Origin of the sequence: Cupriavidus sp. SW-Y-13, assembly GCF_009793345.1 — a bacterium.
GTDB lineage: Bacteria > Pseudomonadota > Gammaproteobacteria > Burkholderiales > Burkholderiaceae > Cupriavidus.
The window spans coordinates 3,461,946-3,486,076 of the sequence record NZ_WHLX01000001.1; the positions used below are offsets into that span (position 1 = coordinate 3,461,946).

Below are 24,131 nucleotides of genomic sequence, written 5' to 3' on the forward strand. Positions count from 1 at the left end.
GTCCTGCGCGTGTTACCCCGGATGGCGCAGTGTCATTCCCCGACCGCGCGGTCGGGAATGCGAATCGAGTCTAACACAGCGATTTGCGTCGAAAAGCGGGATTAACCCGCAGCAGCACGGGCGCAACACCAAGGGTTCGGAGACAGGTCTTCTTAACGCAGGAACGCGTCGTAGGCCGTCTTGAAGATCAGTGCGCTGACCACCACGATGAAGACCTTGCGCACGAAGCGGCTGCCGTGGCGCAGCGCCAGCTTGCTGCCCACCTGACTGCCCGCCACGTTGGCAATCGCCATGATAATGCCGAGCTGCCACCACACGTGGCCCTTTGACGCCAGCAGCAGCAATGCTGCCAGATTCGTGGCGAGGTTGACCACCTTCGACGATGCCGAGGCATGCAGGAAGTCGTACCCGAACACGCGTACGAAGATGATCATCAGGAAGCTGCCGGTGCCGGGGCCGAACACGCCATCGTAGAAGCCGATTGCAGCGCCCGTGAGCAATGCCGCCAGACGCTCGCGTCCACCTGTCAGTGACGGCGCATGCTCCGTGCCGAGATCCTTCTTCGCCACCGTATAGGCCAGCAAGACGAGCAGCACGAATGGCAATGCGCGGCGCAACGGCTCGGCGGGAATCATCGTGAGCGTCCATGCACCGGCCATCGCAAAGATGAACGCGGCGATCAACGCAGGGCCTGTGGCACCCCAGTAGATCTTCACCCGGCGCGCGTAACGCATCGTGGCGTTGAACGTACCGGCCATCGAGGCCACCTTGGTGGTACCGATCAGCGTGGCCGGCGGCATGTTCGGATACATGGAAAACAGCGCCGGCACCTGCACGAGACCACCGCCGCCCGCCACGGCATCGATCAGGCCGGCCAGGAAGGCAGCCACGGCCAGAAAAGCAAACTCCATCGTGAAACCGTCAGAGAGTAGTTGGGTAAAGAAGAACGCGCTCTAGCCGAGCCGTTTTGCCGTCGGCACGAGGTTGCGTACCCACATCCCCGAGGCATCCGGTCCGAAGCCTTCAGCGGGCCGCGTGGCATCGCTGGTGAGTCCCGGTGCTACGGCGATGGCTCGGATGCCATGCGCACGGCACCAATCAGCGAGTTCGGCCAGGCAGGCCGCCAGCCAGGCGTCCGCCGCCATGGCGGGAGCCCACCACTCGGCGACCATGGCCACGCGTCCACCCACTCCGCCCACCGACAGGCTGTGGACCAGCGAGACCGGCAGCAGGCAATCGAAAGTGTCTTGCACCACATCAGTGCCGCCAAGCAGACATATTCCCTGCCCACCCTGCGCGAGCAATGCGTCGAGCGAGAGCCGCCGCGCGCGGGCTTCGGGAACCGTCAGCGGCGCACGGGTCGCCAGCCACATGTCGATAGCCGATGCGTCAGCGCCCACGCCGGGGCGTACCCAGTGCTGCGCGGGGAGCTTATCGGGAAAATCAGGGGATGCGGAGGGATCGGACATGGCAGGCCAGGAAGCAGGCCGGCATTGTCGCATGGGGGCTGGCGGGCGGTCATGCCGGAGATGCATGGGCTGCGCCTGGCACACCTGCACGCGGCGGACACATGATCTCGGACAGACGATTTCGATCGACTTCCGACGGGTTTTTGAACGCCAAAAATGAAAAAGGCGTTGCCGGGGATCACCCAACAACGCCTTTTTATCTATTTGGCTGCTGCTACCCGACACCGGGTGCGCGCCTGTCGTCTCCTCGCTTCCGCCTCCAAGTAACCTGCGAAAACCGTATATGCAATGTAACGAACCGGTGCGTATGAAACAAGTCAGCAATAACCCTAGCCCCAAAATCGGGCATGTCGCCCGATCTCCACTCCGGAGCCTTGCTACTTCTTGCGGCTCGTGAGCGCAATCAGTTCGCCCATGATGCCTCGGCGGAACGTCAGCACGCAGATCACAAAGATGACGCCCGTCACCATCGTCACCGATTCGCCCAGTCCGTTGAACCAGCCGATGCCGGTCACGTTTGCCAGGAAGGTACCGATATCGCCAAGCTTGTTCTCCAGCGCCACGATCACGAACGCGCCGACCAGCGGACCCGACAGCGTACCCAGGCCGCCCACCAGCGTCATCAGGATCACCGAGCCCGACATCGACCAGTGCACATCGGTCAGCGTGCCGAAGCCCAGCACCAGCGCCTTGATCGAACCGGCCAGCCCCGACAGCGCGGCCGAGATCACGAAGGCCAGCAGCTTGAAGCGGTCCACGTCGTAGCCGAGCGAGATCGCACGCGGCTCGTTCTCGCGGATGGCCTTGAGGATCTGCCCGAACGGCGAATGCACCGTGCGCACGATCAGCGCAAAGGCGAGCACCACGATGACCAGCGCCACGTAGTACAGCGTCATGTCATCGGCCAGCGACAGCACGCCAAACAGCTTGCCGCGCGGAATGCCCTGCAGCCCGTCTTCGCCTCCCGTGAATTTCGCCTGGAGGAAGAAGAAGAACAGCATCTGCGCCAGCGCCAGCGTGATCATCGAGAAGTAGATGCCCTGCCGACGAATGGCCAGCGACCCCACCACGTATCCGATGGCCGCGCCCGACAGCGTGCCAAACAGCAATCCCAGCTCCGGCGTCACGCCCCAGACCTTCATCGCGTGTCCTGCCGCGTAGCCCGCGCCGCCGAAGAAGGCAGCGTGGCCGAACGAGAGCAGACCCGTGAAGCCGATCAGCAGGTTGAAGGCGCACGCGAACAGCGCGAAGCACAGCACCTTGAGCACGAACACCGGATAGGCACCGGCCAGCGGTGCCACGATCAGCCCGAGCAGCAGCAGGCCGTACAGCACCTTCTTCTGCATGCCCGTGCCTTCCTTGAATCCCTTTGCTTCCACTGCCACGGCAGTTTGTCCCGTCGGTCCGCTCATCACTTTTCCCTCCCGAACAGCCCGGCCGGGCGCAGCATCAGCACGATCACCATGATGACGAACACCACCGTTGCCGATGCTTCAGGATAAAACACCTTGGTCAGCCCTTCGACCACCCCGAGCCCCAGGCCCGTGAGGATCGATCCCATGATCGAACCCATGCCGCCGATCACCACCACCGCGAACACCACGATGATCAGGTTCTGGCCCATCAGCGGGGAGACCTGGATCACGGGTGCGGCCAGCACGCCGGCAAACGCGGCCAGCGCCACCCCGAAGCCGTAGGTCAGCGTCACCATCAACGGCACGTTCACACCGAACGCCTCCACCATCTTGGGGTTCTCGGTGCCGGCGCGCAGGTAGGCGCCGAGCTTGGTCTTCTCGATGACGAACCACGTGGCCAGGCACACCACGATCGACGCCACCACGACCCACGCGCGATAGTTCGGCAGGATCATGAAGCCCAGGTCCGTGGCACCCTGCAGCGCGTCGGGCGGCGAGTACGGCAGGCCCGAGACACCGTAGATCGAGCGGAACACACCTTCGATCACCAGCGTGATACCCAGCGTGAGCAGCAGGCCGTAGATGTGATCGAGCTTGTAGATCCAGCGCAGCATCGTCTTCTCGATGACGATACCCACCACGCCCACAACCAGCGGCGAGAGCAGCAGCATCACCCAGTAATTGAGTCCGGCGTATTCCATCCCCGCCCAGGCGAGCACCGCCCCGAGCATGAACAGTGCACCGTGCGCGAAGTTGATCACGTTGAGCAGGCCAAAAATGACGGCCAGCCCCAGGCTCAGCATCGCGTAGAAAGCGCCATTGACCAGCCCCAGCAGCAGCTGGGACAACATGGCGGGTAGTGGGATTCCAAAGATATCCATGGACGTCGATTGCCTGTTGGTGTCTCCCCTCTTCCACTGAGTGGGGAGGGGTTGGGGAAGCGGGCCGGCGGTTCAAATTGCCGCCATCGGCGTTTGTGACGCTGGCCCTCTCCCCCTGCCCCTCTCCCGTCGCGCGGGAGAGGGGAGCAAACCATCGCGGTTCGCTTGCTGCCTTACTTCTTCAACATCGCGCACTTCGATTCGGCCACCGTCGTGAAGGCCTGGTCACCCGGGATCGTTGCGGCAACCTTCAGGTAGTCCCACGGCTTCTTCGAATCGGCCGGTGCCTTCACCTGCATCAGGTACATGTCGTGCACGTAGCGGCCATCGCCACGGATCTGACCCTTGCTGTAGAAGTCGGAGAGCTTCATCGACTTGAGTTGGGCCATGACCTTGTCTGCGTCGTCGGTCTTGGCGGCTTCCACGGCCTTCAGGTAGTTGCTGACGGCGGAGTAGTCGGCGGCCTGCAAGCTGCTCGGCATCTTCTTCATCTTGCCGAAGAAGCGATTCGCGAACTTGCGCGTGTCGTCGTTCATGTCCCAGTACCAGCTGTCGGTCATCAGCAGGCCCTCGGTGTTCTTCAGGCCCAGGCTGTGCACGTCGTTGATGAACATGAGCAGACCGGCGATCTTCATCGTCTTGGTGATGCCGAATTCCTTGGCCGCCTTGATCGAGTTGATCGTGTCGCCGCCGGCATTCGCCAGGCCCAGGATGTCGGCCTTCGAGGCTTGCGCCTGCAACAGGAACGACGAGAAGTCAGATGCCGACAGCGGGTGGCGCACCTGGCCCACCACCGTGCCGCCATTGGCCTTGACCACGGCGGCGGTGTCGGTTTCGAGCGAGTGGCCGAACGCGTAGTCAGCGGTCAGGAAGAACCACTTCTTGCCGCCCTGCTTCACCACCGCGCTGCCGGTGCCCTTGGCCAGCGCCACCGTGTCGTACGCGTAGTGCACCGTGTACGGCGAGCACTCTTCGTTGGTCAGGCGAGCCGTGCCCGCGCCGATGTTGATGTAGACGCGCTTCTTCTCCTGCGCCACCTTGTTCATGGCCAGTGCGGTGGCCGAGTTGGTGCCGCCCAGCAGCATGTCCAGGCCCTGCTGGTCCATCCACTCGCGCGCCTTGGACGCAGCGATGTCGGCCTTGTTCTGGTGATCGGCGGAGACCAGTTCGATCGGCTTGCCGAGCACCTTGCCACCGTGATCCTCGATGGCCATCTTGACCGCTTCGAGACCACCGGGGCCGTCGATGTCGGCGTACAGGCCCGACAGGTCGGTGATGTAGCCAATCTTCACCGTGTCATTCGTTACCTGCGCCGAAGCGCCCCCTGCAAACGCACCAAAGACAGTTGCCGTCACTGCGACAGCCAGCTGGGTCATCTTCATGTTTTGTCTCCTGAGTTGTGGCGGCGCGCTCACGCCATCCATTGCTGCATGTCGTCGACAGTGCGACTAAAAGTGCGATCGCTTCACCGGGCGGTGTTGCGAATCAGACCCCAAGCAGTTCATTGAGCACCGGCATCTTGGCCTGCAGTTCGTTGGCCGCAAAGCGCTCGACAATGGTGCCGTGCTCCATCACGTAGAAGCGGTCTGCCAGCGGCGCGGCAAAACGGAAGTTCTGCTCCACCATCACCACCGTGTAGCCCTTCTTCTTGAGCATCAGGATCATGCGCGCCAGTGCCTGCACGATGACCGGTGCCAGCCCTTCCGAGATTTCATCGAGCAGCAGCAGGTTTGCGCCGGTGCGCAGGATGCGGCCGACGGCCAGCATCTGTTGCTCGCCGCCAGAAAGACGCGTGCCCTGGCTCTGCTTGCGTTCCTTCAGGTTCGGGAACATCTCGTAGATCTCGGCCTCGCTCATGCCCTGGCTGGAACCTTTCAGCACCGGCGGCAGCAGCAGGTTCTCTTCGCACGAGAGCGACGAGAAGATCGCGCGCTCTTCGGGGCAGTAGCCAATGCCGTAGTGCGCAATCTTGTGCGTGGGCAAGTTGATGGTTTCCTTGCCATCGACCTTGATCGATCCCTTGCGTGCGCCGGTCAGGCCCATGATCGCGCGCATGGTGGTGGTACGGCCTGCGCCATTGCGGCCCAGCAGCGTTACCACTTCGCCACGATTCACAGTGAGGTCCACACCATGCAGGATGTGCGATTCGCCGTACCAGGCGTGCAGGTCCTTGATCTCAAGCGCGGGAACGTTGGATGCGTTCGTGGACATATCAGTGCGCTCCCTGCAGTTCGGCGTCGGCGGTGCCCATGTAGGCTTCCATCACGCGCGGGTCCTTCGACACTTCGGCGTACGGACCTTCGGCCAGAATCGCGCCACGCTGTAGCACCGTGATCTTGTCGGCAATCGACGAGACCACGTTCATGTTGTGCTCCACCATCAGGATGGTGCGGCCAGCCGATACCTTCTTGATCAGCTGCGTCACGCGATCCACGTCCTCGTGGCCCATGCCCTGCGTCGGCTCGTCGAGCAGCATCAGCTCGGGTTCCATCGCCAGCGTGGTAGCGATCTCCAGCGCGCGCTTGCGGCCGTAAGGCAGGTTGACGGTGACGGTCTCCGCGAATTCGGTGAGACCGACCTGATCGAGCAAGTCCATCGCACGTGCATCGAGCACATCGAGCGAACGCTCGCTGCGCCAGAACTGGAACGCGGTGCCGAGTTGACGCTGCAACCCGATGCGCACGTTCTCGCGCACGGTCAGGTGCGGGAACACGGCGGAAATCTGGAACGAGCGAATCACGCCGCGCCGCGCAATCTGTGCGGGCTTCTCGCGCGTGATGTCGATGCCGTTGAAAAGGATGGTGCCCGTGGTGGGCTCCAGGAACTTGGTGAGCAGGTTGAAGCAGGTGGTCTTGCCTGCGCCGTTCGGCCCGATCAATGCATGGATCGAGCCGCGACGTACGCGCAGATTGACGTCGCTCACTGCGGTGAACCCCTTGAATTCCTTCGTGAGGTTCTTTGTTTCCAGGATGATTTCCTGAGTCATAGTCTCCTGCCCGCCCTCTTGCTGCGATGCCGGGTTGTGCCCGGCAACTGACAATGGTTCGAACTCCGGCGCTGTCGCCATATTTGCCGCGTTGTAGTGGTTGTGATGAACGGCGCGGCTGCCGTAGATAACGATGCGCCAAGTGAAGACTCAGGCACCGTATACCGGCAACTATTGTGTGCGCCTGCTGCGTCGCAAAACATCGGGGTTTGCACTAGGCGTAATACATTCGCCACGTGGCGCATAGGCGACGTGCGGCCCTGTACCGACGCCGCATGCGGGGCTGCCGCCCATACGACGCCGTGTATCGTGGAAGACCCTTATAGGGCGGCTACGCCGAAACCGGGGTGACGATTTCCGGCGAAATTGCTGCGCCGCTCGCACGCGCCTTGCGATCCGCGCGAATCATCTCGCTGGCACGCTCCGCGATCATGATCGTCGGGGAGTTGGTGTTGCCCGATGTGATGAGCGGCATGACGGAGGCATCGACCACGCGCAGCCCCGCAATACCGCGCACGCGGAGCCGGTTATCCACCACGGCGTCCGCATCATCGGCGGCGCCCATGCGGCACGTACCCACTGGATGGAAGATCGTCGTGCCGATGGCGCCAGCGGCTTCGGCCAATTGCTCGTCGGTCTGGAACGCGGGACCGGGCAGCCACTCCTGCGGCTTGTAAGGCGCCAGCGCGGGCGATGCCACGATGCGGCGCGTGAGCCGGATCGAATCGGCCGCCACCTTGCGATCCTCGTCGGTGGAGAGATAGTTGGGTGCGATGCGCGGTGCGCGCCGGAAATCGGCGTCCTCGATATGCACGCTACCGCGCGACGTGGGACGCAGGTTACACACGCTCGCGGTGAAGGCGTTGAAGGCATGCAGCGGATCACCGAACTTGTCGAGCGACAGCGGCTGCACGTGGTACTCCACATTGGCGCGCGCCTGGCTGTCGTCGCTGCGCGCGAACGCGCCCAATTGCGACGGCGCCATGCTCATCGGCCCGCTCTGGTTGAAGGCATATTGCAGGCCGATGCCGAGCTTGCCCCACCACTTCGACGCCTGCGTGTTGAGCGTGCGCACGCCATCCACCTTGATGACCGTGCGCAGTTGCAGGTGATCCTGCAGGTTCTCGCCCACGCCCGGCAAGGCATGGCGCACGCGGATGCCCAGCGCCTGCAGGCGCTCCGGCTGGCCGATGCCGGACAACTCCAGCAGTTGCGGCGAATTCACGGCCCCAGCGGCCAGGATCACTTCCTCGGTCGCTTGCGCCTCCGCTGGCTTGCCACCGCCCAGGTATTGAACGCCTGTGCAGCGACGGCCATCGGGTGTATCGAACGTCAGCGCACTGACCTGCGCGCCGGTCACGATGGTCAGGTTGGGCCGCTCGGATGCCTTGCGCAGGAATGCCTTGGCCGTGTTCCAGCGGATGCCGCGACGCTGGTTCACCTCGAAATAGCCCACGCCGAAGTTGTCACCGCGATTGAAATCGTCGGTGCGCGGAATGCCCGCCTGCTCGGCGGCATCGATGAATCGTTCGAGGATGTCCCAGTGCAGCCGTTGCCCCTCCACGCGCCATTCACCACCCGCGCCATGGAATTCGTTGGCCCCCCGATGATGATCCTCGCTGCGCTTGAACAGCGGGAGCACGTTCTCCCAGCGCCAGCCGTCATCGCCGGTGAGGCTGGCCCATGCGTCGTAGTCCTCGCGCTGGCCGCGCATGTAGATCATGCCGTTGATCGACGAGGAGCCGCCCAGCACACGCCCGCGCGGATAGCCCAGCGACCGGCCGTTCAGGCCCGCCTCTTCCGCCGTGCGATACAGCCAGTCTGTACGTGGATTGCCGATGCAGTAGAGATAGCCGACCGGAATATGGATCCAGTGATAGTCATCCTTGCCGCCTGCTTCGAGCAGCAGCACCTTCACGCCGGGGTCCTGCGTCAGGCGGTTGGCCAGCACGCAGCCGGCGGAACCGGCCCCCACGATGATGTAGTCGTACGTCTCCATGTCCCCTTGCATCCTTGCAGGCCCTGAGGGCCGTGGCTGTCATTGTCGGAATGCCGGAGATCATCGCACGACTTTCACCGCGCGGGCGTCAGGGCTTTACCGGAACCTCCAGGTGGCGGCCCAGCCATTCGTCCAATGCGGCGAATACCTCGCCACGCAACGGCTGCGTCTCGTTGAAGATCTCGTGGTAGCCGGTATCGAACCAGTGCATCTCCGCAACCCCTTCCGGAATGCCGTCGAAGAACGTGCGGCTGCCCTGCGGATCGACAATGGTGTCCGCGCCGCCGACGAGCATCAGCGTGGGGACTTCGAGCCGCCCTGCATCGCCCTGCGCCTGCGCCATGCCGCGCAGGAACGATTCGAGCACACTGGCGCTGATGGTGCCCTGCACAAGCGGATCGTTACGGTAGTCGCGGACGACTTCGGCGTCATGCGACAGCATGCGTGCATCGATGGGATTCGGCACGCGCATACGCGGCGCCAGTGCCAGCAGCACACGCTGCAGCGTCAGCATGGTGTTTGACAGCTTCAGTGCGAGCGCGGGTGACGAGAGGATCAGCGCACGAATCGGGCGCACACGCGCCGTGGCGAACTGCGCCGCGACGAGTCCACCCATGCTGTGGCCGAGCACCATCGGCAGCTCATGCCACTGGCGCTCGGCGGCATCGTAGATTTCTGCCAGGTCATCGACGTAGGCCGTGGGGCCGGGGACCACCATGCGCGGACCGCCACTGGCACCGTGCCCACGGTGGTCGTAGGCACGTACGCGCAAGCCTCTTGCGCATAGCGCAGCGGCGACGTGTTCGTAGCGCCCGCTGTGTTCGGCCAGGCCGTGGACAAGCAGGACGGTGCCAAGAGGTTCTGCGGTAGCGGGAAGCCAGGTGCGGATGAGCAACTCGGTGCCGTCGCGCATGCGCTGATGGGATTGGGTGGCGGTCATGCGTGGGTCTCCCGAATTGTTTTTTGATCTTTTGTTTTGCGCCCCTCTCCCGCGCAGTGGGAGAGGGGTTGGGGGAGAGGGCTGGAGGTTCTGCTTGCCTACCACCTCGAAATTTGAACCGCTTGCCCTCTCCCCCGCCCCTCTCCCGCAAGGCGGGAGAGGGGAGAAAACCAATAGCGAGAGATACTCAACCTTCCCTACCCATGACACCCCGCCCTTTCCATATCCGACAAAATCGGACAATCCGGCCTGTCATCACCGGAACACGCTTCCGCCAAAGACTTCAACGTATCCCGCATCGCAGCCAGCTCGGAGATCCTGACTTCGAGATCCGCCACGTGCTTCAACGTCAGCGCTTTCACATCGGCGCTGGCCCGTCCGCGATCGTGCCAGAGCGATAGCAGTCCGCGGATCTCGTCGAGCGAGAAGCCGAGATTACGGGCGCGGCGCACGAAGCGCAAGGTGTGCACGGCGCGTTCGTCGTAGCGGCGATACCCGCCATCGCTACGCGGCGGCGCATCGACCAGGCCGATAGACTCATAGTGCCGGATCATCTTCGCCGACACGCCGGATGCCTGCGCGGCTTCGCCAATATTCATCGCGATGTCTCCTTGTCGATCTCCGGATGCCAGCGGCGCAGCAGCAGCGCGTTGCCCACCACACTGACGCTTGAGAACGCCATCGCCGCGCCTGCCACCACGGGATTCAGCAGCCCCGCCGCAGCCAGCGGAATGCCCACCACGTTATAGACGAAAGCCCAGAACAGGTTCTGACGGATCTTGCGTACGGTGCGATGCGAAAGCGACAGTGCATCGGCCACCAGCGACGGGTCGCCACGCATCACCGTGATACCGGCTGCATGCATCGCGACATCGGTGCCCGTGGACATTGCCACACCGACATCGGCAGCGGCCAGCGCGGGGGCATCGTTGATGCCGTCACCGACCATCGCCACCACGGCGCCGCCTTGCTTGAGTGCCGCCACACGCGCGGCCTTGTCCTGCGGCAGCACTTCGGCCTGTACTTCATCGAGTCCGAGCAACTCGCCCACACGCGCCGCAGCGCCGGCGTTGTCGCCCGTGAGCATGACGGTGCGAATGCCTGCATCGCGCAATCGTGCGATGGCCGCTGCAGCACCGGGCTTTACAGCATCGCCGAATGCCACGAGTCCGAGCACGCGCGATGCCGCCACGTCGATCAGCCACGACACCGTGCGACCTTGATCGCGCAATCGATCCGCTTGCGCACCGAGCGCACCCGCGTCTGCGTGTAGCGACACACGCAGCCCTTCGCTGCCGAGCTGAAGTGCTTGTCCATCGACCACGCCTGCGATGCCACGTCCCGGCAACGCGTGCACATCGGTGGCAACAGGCACCGCAATGCCGCGCGTACTGGCCATCGCCATCACCGCACGCGCCAGCGGATGTTCGCTACCGCTCTGCAGCGCGGCGAGCTTCGCGAGTACGACCGCGTCATCGCCATCCACAGCATGCAGCGCCACAACCTCGGGCTTGCCGACGGTCAGCGTGCCCGTCTTGTCGAAGGCCACCACGGACACGCGATGCGCGAGTTCCAGCGCCTCCGCATCCTTGATCAGAATGCCTGCGCGCGCACCCGCGCCGGTGCCCGCCATGATCGCGGTTGGCGTGGCCAGACCCAGCGCGCAAGGGCACGCGATGACGAGCACGGCCACCGCGTTGAGCAGCGCGGTGCTCCAGTCATGCGCCACCAGTCCCCACCCGAGCAACGTGGCCAGGGCGATGCCAAGCACCACGGGCACGAAGACCGCGCTGACGCGATCGACGAGTCGCTGGATCGGCGCCTTGGCGGCCTGCGCATGCTCCACCATGCGGATGATCTTCGCGAGTACGGTCTCCGCGCCCACGGCCACGGTACGCGCTACCAGCAGCCCGTCCTGGTTGATGGCGCCGCCTGTGAGCCGATCTCCGGTCTGCCGGACGACGGGCACCGGCTCGCCGGTCAGCATCGATTCATCGACGTGGCTGCTGCCTTCGATCACTTCCGCATCGACGGGAATCCGTTCACCGGGCCGCACCACGATATCGTCGCCCACGCGTACCTGCGCCAGCGGCACGGTCTGCTCCACGCCGTTGCGGCGGACCTGCGCTGTGTCGGGACGCAGCGCAGCCAGCGCGCGGATTGCCTCGGCGGTCTGGCGCTTGGCGCGCGTCTCCAGCCACTTGCCGAGCCGCACCAGCGTGATGACCACTGCCGCGCTCTCAAAATAGAGATGCGGCATGGTGTCGCCCGCCGTGAACATCTGCCAGAGGGAGAGTCCATAGGCAGCCGATGTACCCAGCGCCACGAGCAGATCCATGTTGCCGGCCCCGGCGCGCACCGCCTTGTAGCCGGCCTTGTAGAAGCGCCAGCCGAACACGAACTGCACCGGCGTGGCCAGCAGCCACTGGAACCAACCGGGCAGCATCGCGTGGATGCCGAACCATTCGAGCACCATCGGTGCCACCAGCGGCAACGACAATGCGGCAGAGATCGCCACCGGCCATGGGCCCGACCAGAAGTCGGCTCGCGCCGTAGCCGTACCCGGTGCTGCGATGGTTTCCACCACGGGCTGGGCGCCATAACCTGCGAGCGTCACGGCCTCGGCCAGCGTCGCGGCATCGGCAGCACCGCGCAGCACGGTCACCGTGGCGCGTTCCGTCGCCAGGTTCACCTGGGCATCGACCACCCCCGGCACGGCGCGCAGCGCGCGTTCTACGCGGCCTACGCACGATGCGCAGGTCATGTCGGCGATATCGAGTGCGATCTCGTCATGCGGCACTTCGTAGCCGGCCGCGCTCACGGCTTGCGCCGCCGCAGCCAGCGCCGCACCGTTGTCGGCCTGGAGGGTGGCCTGCTCCGTGGCGAGGTTCACGGCCACGTCGCGCACACCCGGCACCTTGGCCAAAGCGTTTTCCACGCGCCGCACGCATGACGCGCAAGTCATGCCTTCCACGGGAAGGCGCCATTCGGAGGGGTTCAGGGAGGAAGCTGGCGTGGTCATGGAAGCGGACTCAGGGCATCGGCAATACAGGCACTGTGGACCTTACCACCATTGGAAGGTCAAGGTTTTCACGCAATGCACGCCCGCGTTGCGCTGTCCCTTATCTTCCCCTTGCGCTTCCCACGATGGGAAGGTTCATACTCCAGTCCGAGATCGTTTCTTTCCTCCCCATTTCAAGGAGTTTCCATGATCCAGTTCCAGGTAGAAGGCATGTCCTGCGGCCATTGCGTGAGCGCCATCACCAAGGCCGTGCACGCGGTGGACCCGGCTGCACAGGTCAGCGCCGATGTGCCCACGCAGGCGGTCAAGGTAGAGTCCGCCGCAGACCGATCGGCACTGCAGCAGGCGATCGAAGGTGCGGGCTATCCGGTTAAGAGCGCCGCATAACGTACAAAGGGCACCCCGAGGGGTGCCCTTCTTCACTGCTGGTCCCCGCAGGGGATCAGAAGCGGTAGCCGACGTTCAGGAAGGTCACGATCGGGTCGATCTTGATCTTCGTGTGCGACTCGACCTTGGCGCCGTTGGCCAGCGTGGTCGTGAAGTTAGCCGTCGTGGAGATCGGCACATACGACACCGACAGACCCACGAACCAGTTATCCGTGACAGCGTAGCTGGCACCGATGTTGAACACCGGATTCCAGGACGACTTGGCCGTGGCGGCCATTGTCGAACCCGGGCCGAATTCGCCCTGAACAAAACTCTGGTTCGTCACGGTCTCGCCCGTGAACCACGTGTAGTTCACACCGATACCGACGTACGGGCGGAATTTCGTCTTGGCATCGAAGAAGTGCCACTTCGCCACGATGGCCGGGCTCCACTGGCGCACCGTGCCGAGCTTGCCGTACTTCTCGTAGCCACGGTCACCGCTCACGTCATGCTTCGGCGGCACACCCAGCACAAACTCGGCCGAGATGTTGTCGGTGAAGAAATGCGACATCGTCAGGCCCAGCGTATCGGCCGAATCGATCGTGGCACCGGTGTTCTGGCGCTGCAGACCACCCGTCGGGCGACCGGCGACGGAATCGATGGTCAGAAATTCGGAATGCCCCTGGGGCATCACCCGCATCCAGCCGAAGCTGACGATGTTACTGCCCGCGGACTGGGCCTGTGCGACGCCAGCCAGTGCCATGGCGGCGCCTGCCACCAGCATCTTCTTATAGATCTTTTTCATTGTTCCTCTTGCTCCATCCTCTTTGAATACAACCACTGCTGGGTCGCATTATCCTGCGCGGCCCGCGCAGCCTGTTTCAAACACGGAACGGGATCATAGAAGAAATGCCCTAAAGGCAGGGTTAACCCAAAACAGCGGGTGACCAATTAGGAGTTTTCCGAAAGAAAGCGACGCGTCAGCGCAACGGTTCTGTTTCAAAACTGAGAAACATTACCCACAACATGGCTATTTTGACGAGTCAACGGCGCTGGCCAGCACGCACGCGGCGAGGTCCCACAGCGCATAGCCCACGCTCTTGAACACCAGCGGGCTGCCGGCCTTCGTCCGCAGCGCCTCGCCCTGCAGAATCGCAGTCTGGAAGGGCTGCACGTCGTTCCAGTCGATACCGGCCTGCAACAGATCCCCGGCTTCGTCCTCGATCCCGAACAGGGTGTCGGCCAGCAGACGGCCACTGGCTGCGGCGGCATGGCAGAGCTGCGGGGGCAGTTCGCACATGTCGGGGCGGAAAGCGCCGACGCCCGCCACGAAGTGCCGGTCCGTCCAGAGTCCGCTATCGAGATCGGGCAGCACGGCGGTACGGCTCGATGTCACCGTGACCACCATCGATACGCGCGGCAGCACTGCAGCCACCTCGTCGATCACCTCCGCCTCCACGCCTAGCTCGCGCGCATGGTCGGCCAGTGCCTCTGCTTTGGCCCGTGTCCGAGACTGGAACCACACCTTGCGCACCTGCAGTCCGGAGACGAAGGCTTCGAGGTGCGTCTCGGCCTGCACCCCAGCGCCGACGATCAACAGTTCGCCGTCCGGCACCGGAGCGAATTGTTGCGCGGCCAGCAATGACACCGCAGCGGTGCGGCGACCCGTGACCGTGGGTCCGTCGAGCATGGCGATGCGCTCGCCGGTATGGGCATTGGCGACGAGCACTTCGCCGAGGATCGTTGCGAGTCCGCGCTTTGGATTGTCAGGATGCACGGTGATATTCTTGGTCATCACCAGGTCGCGGTTGCGCGCCGGCATCACCAGCAGCGTGCCAGCACCGTGCTGTGCATCGCCAATGGGCAGCGCGATGCGTGGTGGCGCCATGGCCGTGCCATCGCGCAACTCGCCAAGCATGGCGGCGATGGCCTGCGCCAGTTCGGGATACGGCAGACGGGCGGCCGTGGCGGCGGCATCGAGCGGCTGGAACGAATGGGTCATCGGAAAGCCTTGCAGGTCACGTCAGGAGGCGAGCATTGTCGCCGACACCAGCGACAGGCAGGTTCAACGCCGCGCAGAGACCTTCTGCGGCCCAGCGTCCTTCACGCTGGCGCCGCGCACCTCGATGCCGATGTCATGAACGACCTTGCCTGCGGCATCCACCAGTTGTACACGATGCCGTCCCGGCCACGGCAGCCATGCCACCTGCCCGCCGCGGCCCAGGGGCTTGCCATCCATTCGCCAGCTCACCGCATTCGCAGTCTGACCGGTCAGACCATCGGCATGGAACCAGACGCGTTGCGCAGCAGGCGGAATATCCGGATCGAGCGCGAAGATCGTGCCGTCGGCGGGGCTTGCGATGGCTGGCGCGCTCTGCGTCTTGCCCGTGGAGCCCACGCGGATCTGGCTGACTGCCGTCCCCGTCACGAAGACTTCCTCGCGCGCCGGTTCGAGATTGCCGTCGAACGTCAGCGCCACACGCTCCACGCCCGCAGGCATCGTGGGTGCCTGGCTCGGCGTGCTGCCATGCAGGGCCTCCATGACCTCGTGCCAGACCGGCGCCGCACCCGACACACCGGACACGTCATGCATGCTCGCGCCGCTGGCATTGCCCACCCACACGCCCACGGTGTAGCGCTGCGACCAGCCTACCGCCCAGTTGTCGCGCATGTCCTTGCTCGTGCCGGTCTTCACCGCCGTCCAGAAGCGCGTGGTCAGCGGACTGTCGAGTCCGAACGTGCGCGCTCGCGCATGGCGATCCGACAGCACATCGCCAATCACGTACGCCGAGGCTGGCGACATCACAGTGCGCGGCGCAGCGACCGTAGTGGACGTCATCCGCGCAGGCGAATACGCCCCCGCATTCGCGAAGCTCCGATAGGCATTGGTCAGCGACAGCAGCGATACATCGGCACTACCTAGCGCGAGGCTATAGCCGTAGTAATCGCCCGACTGCGTCAGCGGCAGACCGAGCGCAACAAGCCGGCGATGAAAGCGATGCGGCGTGACCATGACGAGCGTGCGCACGGCCGGCACGTTCAATGACGCACCAAGCGCCGCGCGCAGGCTCACCCAGCCCGCATAGCGATGATCGTAGTTCTGCGGAATGTAGAGGCCGCCGCCTGTGGGCAGATTGACGGGCCGGTCATCGAGCAACGATGCCGCCGTCAGCCTGCGCTCCTCGATGGCCTGCGCATAGAGGAACGGCTTCAACGTGGAACCCGCCTGCCGCAGCGCCGCCGCGTGATCGACCTGCGCCGCCGCCGACAGCGCGCCCGACGATCCCACGTAAGCGAGCACGTCGCCACTGGCGTTGTCGATGACGACTACCGCACCGTCCTCGACATTGCGGCCCGACAGTTCACGCAGATGTCGGTCGAGACTGTTCACGGCCACGCGCTGCAAGTTGGCATCGAGCGTGGTGGCGATGCGCGGTGGCAGTGGGTTGCCTGCCGGTGTCATCGCACGGGATTGGGCGATCACGGCACGCGCCAGGTGCGGCGCAAGATTGCCACGCCGCGTCGCCATGCCGTCGCCAGGCAGGCTAACCGCTTTCGCGAGCATCAGCGCCGTGAAGCCTTCGAGTCCGTCGCACTCGCGCGGCTGCTTCATCTCGCGCAGGATGCCGCACGCGCGCTTCGATACCTGTTGTGCGGAAGCATTGGGGCTGCGCACGAGCGCCACGGCCACCGCCGACTCCCGCGCATCGAGTCCGCTCGGCGCCTTGCCGAACAGCGTCTGCGACATCGCCGACAAGCCAACTAGTTCGCCGCGAAACGGCACGAGATTCAGATAGGCTTCAAGAATCTGATCCTTGCGCCAGCCGCGTTCCAGCGACGAGGCACTGACAACCTGCCCCACCTTCTGCCCGACGCTGCGGCCCCGCCCCGTGCGCAGATCCTCGTCGAGCAGGCCCGCCAGTTGCATCGTCAGCGTGGACGCACCACGCGTGCGCGTGTTCCACAGATTGGCCCACACCGCAGCGGCCACGCCCTGCCAGTCCACGCCGCTGTGCGCATAGAAGCGCCGGTCCTCGGACATCACGATGGCCGTACGCAGCGCTGGCGAGGTATCGGCAAGCGCCACCCAGTCACCGCGCCGTGCCTTGAAATCATCGCGCACACGCGCCACGGTTTCTCCATGCCGATCGGTCACGACGATATCGGCGCTGCGCCAGTTGTCGCGTACCTCGCGGAAACCAGGTACGGCGTGGGCCGTAACCGCCGACATCAGCAGGCAGGCCGCAGCCACAAGGCGGATACGAGAGCAGAGGCGCAACTTCAGCATGTCATCTTTGCTCGCCACACTCGCTGCAGACGCTGCGTTCGCGCGGTCCCGATACCAGGCCCGCCACCAGCAACACCTGCGCAATCGCATAGGTCCACCAGATGCCGAGCTGGTAGGTATCGAATGGCGACAGGAACTTCGCCATGCCGATCATCGCGTCGGACGCCACAAAGAACAGCGCACCGATCGCAGCCAGCGGCGTGGGCAATCTCGCCATCAGTGCCGAACACGCCATGATCGCGACGATCACGATATAGGCGCTCACGGCCACTTTCAGTTCGCCAAGGTTCGGCCAGAACCGGCCCAGCATCGCACCCGCAGCACCGAGCACGATGCCGCAACCGACCAGCCGATGCGGACGCAGATCCTCGATCAGCGGAATGAAAATCCGGAGGTAAGCCATATGCGCCAGCAGGAACGCGCCGAGTCCGCCCAGGAACGAAATCCGCAGCCCCGGTAGCGCCAGCAGCAGATCGCCAAGTGCGGAGAACAGCAGCGCCGTGACGAGCCAGCGCCGCTCCTGCTTCGGCTGATGGAACCACGCCGCGCGCGCCAGCAGCAACGCCATCGCTGCCTTCCATAGCGGCTGATAGGCAATCCTGCCCGTCAACGGCGCGCCAGCCGGCAGATCCAGCGAGACCTGGAACAACAGCAGTCCATAGGTGATGCCGGCCAGCGTGCCGACCAACCACCATTCACGCACGCGCGGGGGCATCCGCATGGTGATGAAGGTCACTTGCCAGCTCCTACAACGACCTTCTGGTTAGGCGTTTCGCCAAAGACATCGGGCGCGTACATGGCTTCCACACGCGATGGCGGCAATGCAAACTCGCCCACATTGTTCAGCCGCACCGTGTACTCCACCTGCAGCGCGCCCTTCGGCACATAGCTGAAGTATTCGCGATACGCCTCGGTCGTGCGCTCGGTGAAGTCGGACCATGCCTTCTTCTCGTCGCGCGTGGCGATCACGGAATCGCGGCCCAGGCCGCTGCCGAGGATCGTGGCGCCAGTGGGCACCGGATCGCTGACCACCACCCACGTCATGTCGGACTGTGCATCGATATCGAGCTTCACGCGGTACGTATCGCCGCGCGACCACTTGCCCGCCACCGCCTGCTCCACCGGTGTCACGGTGCGGCGCACACGATAGCCCGCCGAGACCGGTTCGGTCAGCGGCACCGCCGCCAGTGCGCGCACCGTGGCCCACGGACGGCCCGTGCCCTGCTGCTCCACCTGCAGCGCGCCGAGTGCGGGGTTGCCTGCGGACGTTGCCGGCCACGGCAGATCCACCGCGCCGCTGGCCACGCCTTCGGTCTGCTTCGCCTTGCTCCAGTCGAACGTACGCGTGGCATCGCCGAGCGTGGCGCGCGCCGTGCCCGCCACCGGTGTTTTCTCGTAGACCTGCGCGTAACGCTTGATCGCCAGCACGCCCCACGCATTGGCCGTGGTGGTCATCCATGCACCGCGCGTCTGGCGGCCCAGCAGGCCCGTCACCAGTTGCGGTACATCGTCCTTCCACGTGGGCAGCTCGGAAGCCAGCGCCAGCAGCTTGGCCGCGTTGACATCGCCGCCCTGCATCAGCCACCACCAGTTGTCGCTGCGTTCAGTAGAGAACACCAGCCGCGTGCCCTGCACTGTCAGGCGACTACGCAGCAGTTGCGTGGCATCGGCCATGCGCTTGTCGCGCTCGGGAACGTCCTGCATGCGGGAGAGAATCGAGAGCCAGTCGATCAGCGCCGCAGTCGGCCACTGGTCAGGCAGGATCTGGATCGAGCCGAGCATGCGCGCCTGTGCGCGGCCGCTACGCGACAACGCTTCGATGGCGGCGAGCTTGCGCACGTCGAGATCCATCGATGCCGAAGCCGGCGCCCAGCGCGGCGGGGTGATGCGTCCTTCCACGAACGCGATCAGTCCACGCTCCATCTGCTCGCGCTGCGCATCGGGAATGCGCATTGGCAGGCCAGCACGCGACGCCTCGTTGGCAATCGTCAGCAGATACGCGGTCAGCACCTCGCTGCCCGATTGCCCATCGCTGCGCAGCGGGAAGTAGGAAGCCAGCCCGTTGGTATCGAGATACGACGGCAGTTGCGCCATCAGTGCATCCCATGCCGATGCATCGGCCAGACCCAGGGACTTTGACGTACGTTGCTCCAGGCAACTGAACGGATAGTTGCGGAACCACTCGCGCACGCCCGGCATGCCACCTGCCAGCGACGATTGCAGCGAGACCTGCATGCCACCACGCAACCGGCCCGATGGATCGGCCAACGCGCCAGCAGGCGCCTGCACCGGCACGGACAGGTTCGGCGTGAGCTGCGCGAGCATCGCCTGCTGCACCGTCACCGGCACGGCGGGCACAATCTGCTGCGATACCTTGAGCTTGTCAGTGGCACCGCCGCCACCCTTCTCGGTAGCGGCAACTTCCCAGAGGATCGTGCCGCTGCGAGAGTACGCGAGCAGCGCAGGCGCGGTGATATCCCAGTTGACTTCGCGCGCTTCGCCCGCAGGAATCTGCACCGTTTGCGTAGGCAGCGTCTGCGCATCGACCAGCGTCGCGCGGGCCGTGGCCTCGACCGTCATCGCGCGCTGCGTGGTATTGCGCAGCGTGAACATCGCACGGTACTTGTCGTCCTCGCGCACCAGCAGCGGCAGGCCCGAAATCATCTGCAGGTCCTGCGTCGCGGCAATCGATGCACTACCCGTGCCGAAGCGGTTCACGCCGAGGTCCGCCACGGCCACGATGCGGAAGCTCGTCAGCGAATCATTGAGCGGCACCTCCAGCGTGGCCTTGCCTTCCGCGTCGAGCTGCACGCGCGGATTCCAGAGCAGCAGCGTGTCGAACAGTTCACGCGTCGGACTCTTGCCGCCGCCACCACCGGCCGGCACCGCCTTGCGGCCATAGTGGCGTCGTCCGATGATTTCCATCTGCGCCGTGGACGTTTCCACGCCATAGCTACGCCGCTGCACCATCGCATCGAGCAGGTTCCAGCTACCGTTCGGCATCAGTTCGAGCAGCGCCTGATCCACGGCGGCCAGCGCCACTTCGCCATTCGCTGCGGGCTTGCCATCGGGCAGCTTGACCTGCACCACCACGCGCGCCTTGCCGCGTACGGGATACGTCGCCTTGTCAGGGGTCACCGAAACATCGAGGCGATACGCTTCACTGCCCACGCGGATCTCCGCGAGGCCCAGGCGGAAAGCCGGCTTCGACAGATCCACCAACGGCGACGGCGCCACATACTCCTTGCCCTCGCTGCGGAACGCACGCCACCAGTCCAGCGGCTGACGCCAGCCCCACGAGAAGAACGAGTACCACGGCACTTCGCGCAGGCGTCCACGGATGCTCAGGACCGATACGTACACGTTGGGCCCCCACTCCGGCTTCACCTTGAGCTTGATGGTCGGATCGCTGCCATTGAGTTCGACAACTTGCGTGTCGAGAATGCCTTCGCGCTCGATGGCCACCAGTGCCGTCGCGCGGCGGAACGGCATGCGCACCTGGAACACGGCGGTGTCGCCGGGCGCATAGCTCTTCTTCTCGGGCAGTACATCCATGCGGTCGTGGTTCTCACCGCCGAACCAGAGTTCACCCTGGCGCGTCACCCACACCGTGGTGGCCGCCTGCGCCATGCGGCCATCGGCATCGCGCGCATTGGCAATCAGTTCGACTTCGCCGGCCTGCGAGAGCGCCACTTCACAGCGCGCCCTGCCCTGCGCATCGGTGCGCGCCTCACAGACCACGCCGAGATCCTTCGTCTCGCTGCGGTTGTCGTAGCGGTAGAAGCCGCCCACCACGCGCTTGCGCGCGGACGTGGTGATGCGGGCACGCGCCTTGATCTGCACGGGCGAGTCCGCAATCGGCTTGCCTTGCGTATCGACCACCACCGTCTGCACCGCCAGCTTCTGGCTGACCGATACCCAGCTTGCCGCGCGAATGCCCACCACCACGGCCGAGGGCCACAGCGAGACGTTCTGGCGCAGCGTCTGGATCTCGCCGTTCGGATCGGCAAAGCCGGCTTCGAGCACGAGGTCACCCGGCGTGGTCACCTTCGGCAGATCCTTGATCGTGACCTTGCCGTTGCCGTCCTTGTCGAGCGTCATCGGCAGCTTGTCCGCCACGAGCTTCTCGCTCTCGCGTGCACTCTCGCTGTCCTGGTCTTCTTCCTCGTCGCCGCCGCTGCTGTTCGACTGCTGCTGCGCACGCGGCGGGTTGAACGAGAACTCGTCGTAGTCCGCAAAGTTCACGGACTTGCCGCGCAGCAGTGCGGAGACACGCACCGGCAGGCCCGCCGCACCACCACCGTTCAGGTAGTGGATCTCCACGCCCACCGGCACCTCGGTGGGCGCCACCAGTGCGTTGCCCTTGATCTTCGGGTCCTTGGTGATCGACAGCGAACCCGACATCACCGGCAGGCGGAACGCTTCCACACGGAAACTGCCGCTCTCCAGCGTGCGATTGTTCGTGTAGACCAGCGCCACGTCATAGACGCCGAGCTTGGCCGATGGCGGCACCTGGAACGTGTTCTCTGCACTACGCCCGCCCGTCGCGGTATTGCGCCACGCCAACGGCATCTCGTACTTCTGGCCGCTGCCCTGATGCGTGATCACCAGCGTCTCGGGCATGTCCTTCGGCAACGCAAAGCCCTGTGCGGTCTCGTTGCGGATCAGGTGCTTCATCGACACCGTCTCGCCAGCACGCACCAGCGTGCGATCGAAGATGGTGTGCGCGCGAACCGTCTGCTTGGTGCTCAGGTCCGTGGGCACGTTGAAGCGCCAGTTCTCGATGCCGCGCGTCCAGTCGGACATCACAAACGCCATGTCGGCCTTGCCACGCGCCTGCGGATGATCGGCGGCGATGCGTGCGGACACGAAGTAGCCATCCATGCCGTTGGCGCAGTCCTTGTGACGGCGATCCGGCAGCTTGGCAAAGCGCGCCACGCCCGTGGCATCGCTGACACCTTCGCCCAGCAGTTCGCCATCGCAGTTGCGCACTGCGAGCCTGGCATTGGCCACGGGCTTGCCATCGTCAAGCGTGGTGACCCACGCCATGCCGCTCATGTCACCTTCACCCTCACCGCGTGCGAGCTTGAAATGCACGCCGAGGTTGGTCACGAGCACGGCGGTCCGCACGTACATCGGCGCCTTCCTGCCGAGCAGCGCTTCACCCAGCATCGGCGACGCGATTTCCACCACGTGGAAGCCGGGCTCCGGCAACGGAATGCCCACCACTTCGAAGGGGCGCGGGTTGGTGTCGGTCGACTTGGGAATGGCGAGTGTCCTGGCGCCGTTCACGCCGTTGAGCAGCGACACCGCACGGGTTTCCACAGCCGGTGCATCGCGCGGGCTGCGCACGCTGTACGGCGCCTGGCCGGTGCGGATCGCTGCGATCTGCTCCTTGGTCCAGGTGTTCTCGTGCATGCGCTTGACCATGCCGAACCAGCGCAGGATGGCGCCGTCGTCATCGACCTTGAGCCGCGCCACGGTGCCAGCCTCGGCACGCACGGACAACGTGGGCAGGTCTGCCTCGACGTTGCGCAGCGTCACGGGCAGCAGCGGCGGAAAATCATTGGGCGACTTGCCGCGCGGCACATCGGCAAAGCGCTCCACCACGCCGAACGGTGCGGCGGCGAACTTGGCCAGCGGCGGCAACGTGGCCGTGGTCAGCTTGATCGGGAACAGGTCGGCATTGGCGAGCGCGCGGCCGCTTTCGTCCTTGAGATCCTTTGGCGCTTCAATCGTCAGACTGGCCTTCTCCGCGAACGGCCCCTTGAACTGCACCGACGAGACGGGTGCATCGGCAGCCTCGTCCGGATCGAAAGCGGGCTTCTGCGGACCCGATGGGCCTTTGAGCACGATGCCTTCGGCCAGCTTGCGTGGCACCGGCGACGAGAACGTGACCGTCATGGGCCGCAGCGGTGTGCAAGGTGCCTCGGCACGTTCGCGCTCGCAGGTGAAGCCCGCGGTAAAGGGTTCGCGCACGGTGAAGTCGAAGCGACGCGCCGCAGTGGTGGCCAGCCCCGATGGCGTGGCAATGCCGGCGTCGAGCACCAGTTGCATCCGCGCGCCGCCGGGCAGCCGCTGCTGGCAGGCCAGCAGGTGGATAGCGTCACCCTCGCGCTTGGCCACTTCCTTCCAGTGCAGCGCCTCGATGACGGTATCGCGATCCTTGCCGGTCAGCAGCCGCACGGGGATGCGCTCGCCAAGACCTTCGGCCTGGCACCACGCATGCTGGCGAATCGAGCCCGCAGTGGCCGCACCGTTGAAGCGCAGCGCAAAGACCTGGTCTTCCTCGACCTCACCGCCCGAGGGGCGGGCCGACACGACAATCGGGCCGCCCGTCTCGAACTTGTATTCGGTCTTGCCGGCGAAGTCCTTGCCGGCCACGCTCTTGAGTCCGCTGCTCATCCGTACCGTGCAGCGCACACCGGGCGGCAGGTCGCGTTCGAAGTCGTAGACCCAGTTCGTGGCGTTGACCCAGCGGCCGGAGCCGCCCACGCTGCCGCCTGTGCAGGAGACCGCGGCAGGCGGAGCGGCCTTGAGGTCGCCCATCGGCACCATTGGCTCGTCAAAGCGGATCGCCACCTGGCGGACCTGCGGGTTCACCCCTTCGGGCGAAAAGCGCGTGACCTGCGCCGCCGTGGCGGCCGGCGACCACGCCAGCGCACTCAATACCAGACCTGCGGCGGTGGCGCGTGCCACCGTGGCGATCTTCCCGATCATGCTGACTTCTCCGGATTTTTGGCTCCGGGCGAGGGTGACACGCGC

General features: G+C 64.9%; 17 protein-coding genes. 1 reads left to right on the plus strand and 16 read right to left on the minus strand.

All coding sequences use genetic code 11. From position 1 onward, the window contains the following. Positions 1–152: 152 nt before the first annotated feature. The 11 genes from GA566_RS15545 to GA566_RS15595 all read right to left on the minus strand — a co-directional run bounded on the left by GA566_RS15545 (position 153) and on the right by GA566_RS15595 (position 12,712). Complete coding sequence (locus GA566_RS15545) at positions 153–911, minus strand: TSUP family transporter (RefSeq protein WP_160473142.1); 759 nt, start codon at positions 909–911, stop codon at positions 153–155. 42 nt (positions 912–953) lie between these two features. Next, positions 954–1,469 carry a hypothetical protein gene (locus GA566_RS15550; protein WP_237380211.1) on the minus strand — a complete coding sequence of 172 codons (516 nt, stop codon included), beginning with the start codon at positions 1,467–1,469 and terminating at the stop codon, positions 954–956. Between the two features lie 377 nt (positions 1,470–1,846). Beyond that, entirely contained in the window at positions 1,847–2,881 is a 1,035-nt protein-coding gene (locus tag GA566_RS15555; RefSeq protein WP_137926224.1) for a branched-chain amino acid ABC transporter permease, read from the minus strand. Then, on the minus strand, positions 2,881–3,765 hold the full coding sequence (locus GA566_RS15560) for a branched-chain amino acid ABC transporter permease (RefSeq protein ID WP_137926223.1): 885 nt from the start codon (positions 3,763–3,765) through the stop codon (positions 2,881–2,883). The genes GA566_RS15555 and GA566_RS15560 overlap by 1 nt, the downstream gene beginning before the upstream one ends. A 173-nt stretch (positions 3,766–3,938) precedes the next feature. Beyond that, the gene (locus GA566_RS15565) at positions 3,939–5,147 is read right to left on the minus strand and encodes an ABC transporter substrate-binding protein (RefSeq protein ID WP_137926222.1); all 1,209 of its coding nucleotides are present in this window, start codon (positions 5,145–5,147) and stop codon (positions 3,939–3,941) included. Positions 5,148–5,250: 103 nt separating this feature from the next. After that, positions 5,251–5,976 (minus strand): ABC transporter ATP-binding protein, encoded by a 726-nt coding sequence (locus GA566_RS15570; protein WP_137926221.1) that lies wholly within the window; start codon positions 5,974–5,976, stop codon positions 5,251–5,253. A gap of 1 nt (position 5,977) precedes the next feature. Continuing rightward, positions 5,978–6,751, minus strand: coding sequence for an ABC transporter ATP-binding protein (locus GA566_RS15575; RefSeq protein WP_137926220.1), 774 nt, complete (start codon positions 6,749–6,751; stop codon positions 5,978–5,980). 331 nt (positions 6,752–7,082) lie between these two features. Then, positions 7,083–8,750 (minus strand): GMC family oxidoreductase, encoded by a 1,668-nt coding sequence (locus GA566_RS15580; RefSeq protein ID WP_160473144.1) that lies wholly within the window; start codon positions 8,748–8,750, stop codon positions 7,083–7,085. 88 nt (positions 8,751–8,838) lie between these two features. Further along, entirely contained in the window at positions 8,839–9,690 is an 852-nt protein-coding gene (locus GA566_RS15585) for an alpha/beta hydrolase (RefSeq protein ID WP_160473145.1), read from the minus strand. Positions 9,691–9,887: 197 nt separating this feature from the next. Next, positions 9,888–10,289, minus strand: a complete 402-nt coding sequence (gene cueR / locus GA566_RS15590; protein ID WP_137926217.1) for a Cu(I)-responsive transcriptional regulator — start codon at positions 10,287–10,289, stop codon at positions 9,888–9,890. After that, complete coding sequence (locus GA566_RS15595; protein WP_160473146.1) at positions 10,286–12,712, minus strand: heavy metal translocating P-type ATPase; 2,427 nt, start codon at positions 12,710–12,712, stop codon at positions 10,286–10,288. Before GA566_RS15595 ends, cueR begins: the two co-directional genes overlap by 4 nt. Positions 12,713–12,898: 186 nt before the next feature. On the opposite strand from GA566_RS15595, the gene GA566_RS15600 reads away from it, so the two are divergent. Continuing rightward, a complete protein-coding gene (locus tag GA566_RS15600; RefSeq protein WP_137926215.1) occupies positions 12,899–13,099 on the plus strand; it encodes a heavy-metal-associated domain-containing protein in 201 nt (66 codons plus the stop codon). 55 nt (positions 13,100–13,154) lie between these two features. On the opposite strand, the gene GA566_RS15605 is transcribed toward GA566_RS15600, so the two are convergent. From GA566_RS15605 to GA566_RS15625, 5 genes are all read right to left on the minus strand, one after another. Continuing rightward, the gene (locus tag GA566_RS15605; protein WP_137926214.1) at positions 13,155–13,883 is read right to left on the minus strand and encodes an OmpW family protein; all 729 of its coding nucleotides are present in this window, start codon (positions 13,881–13,883) and stop codon (positions 13,155–13,157) included. A 225-nt stretch (positions 13,884–14,108) separates the two neighbouring features. Further along, positions 14,109–15,080 (minus strand): delta(1)-pyrroline-2-carboxylate reductase family protein, encoded by a 972-nt coding sequence (locus GA566_RS15610; RefSeq protein WP_160473147.1) that lies wholly within the window; start codon positions 15,078–15,080, stop codon positions 14,109–14,111. Positions 15,081–15,143: 63 nt separating this feature from the next. Next, the gene (pbpC, locus tag GA566_RS15615) at positions 15,144–17,366 is read right to left on the minus strand and encodes a penicillin-binding protein 1C (RefSeq protein ID WP_160473148.1); all 2,223 of its coding nucleotides are present in this window, start codon (positions 17,364–17,366) and stop codon (positions 15,144–15,146) included. Position 17,367: 1 nt separating this feature from the next. Continuing rightward, entirely contained in the window at positions 17,368–18,087 is a 720-nt protein-coding gene (locus GA566_RS15620) for a lysoplasmalogenase (protein WP_202126810.1), read from the minus strand. Positions 18,088–18,098: 11 nt separating this feature from the next. Beyond that, positions 18,099–24,086, minus strand: coding sequence for an alpha-2-macroglobulin (locus GA566_RS15625; protein WP_160473150.1), 5,988 nt, complete (start codon positions 24,084–24,086; stop codon positions 18,099–18,101). Between the last annotated feature and the right edge of the window lie 45 nt (positions 24,087–24,131).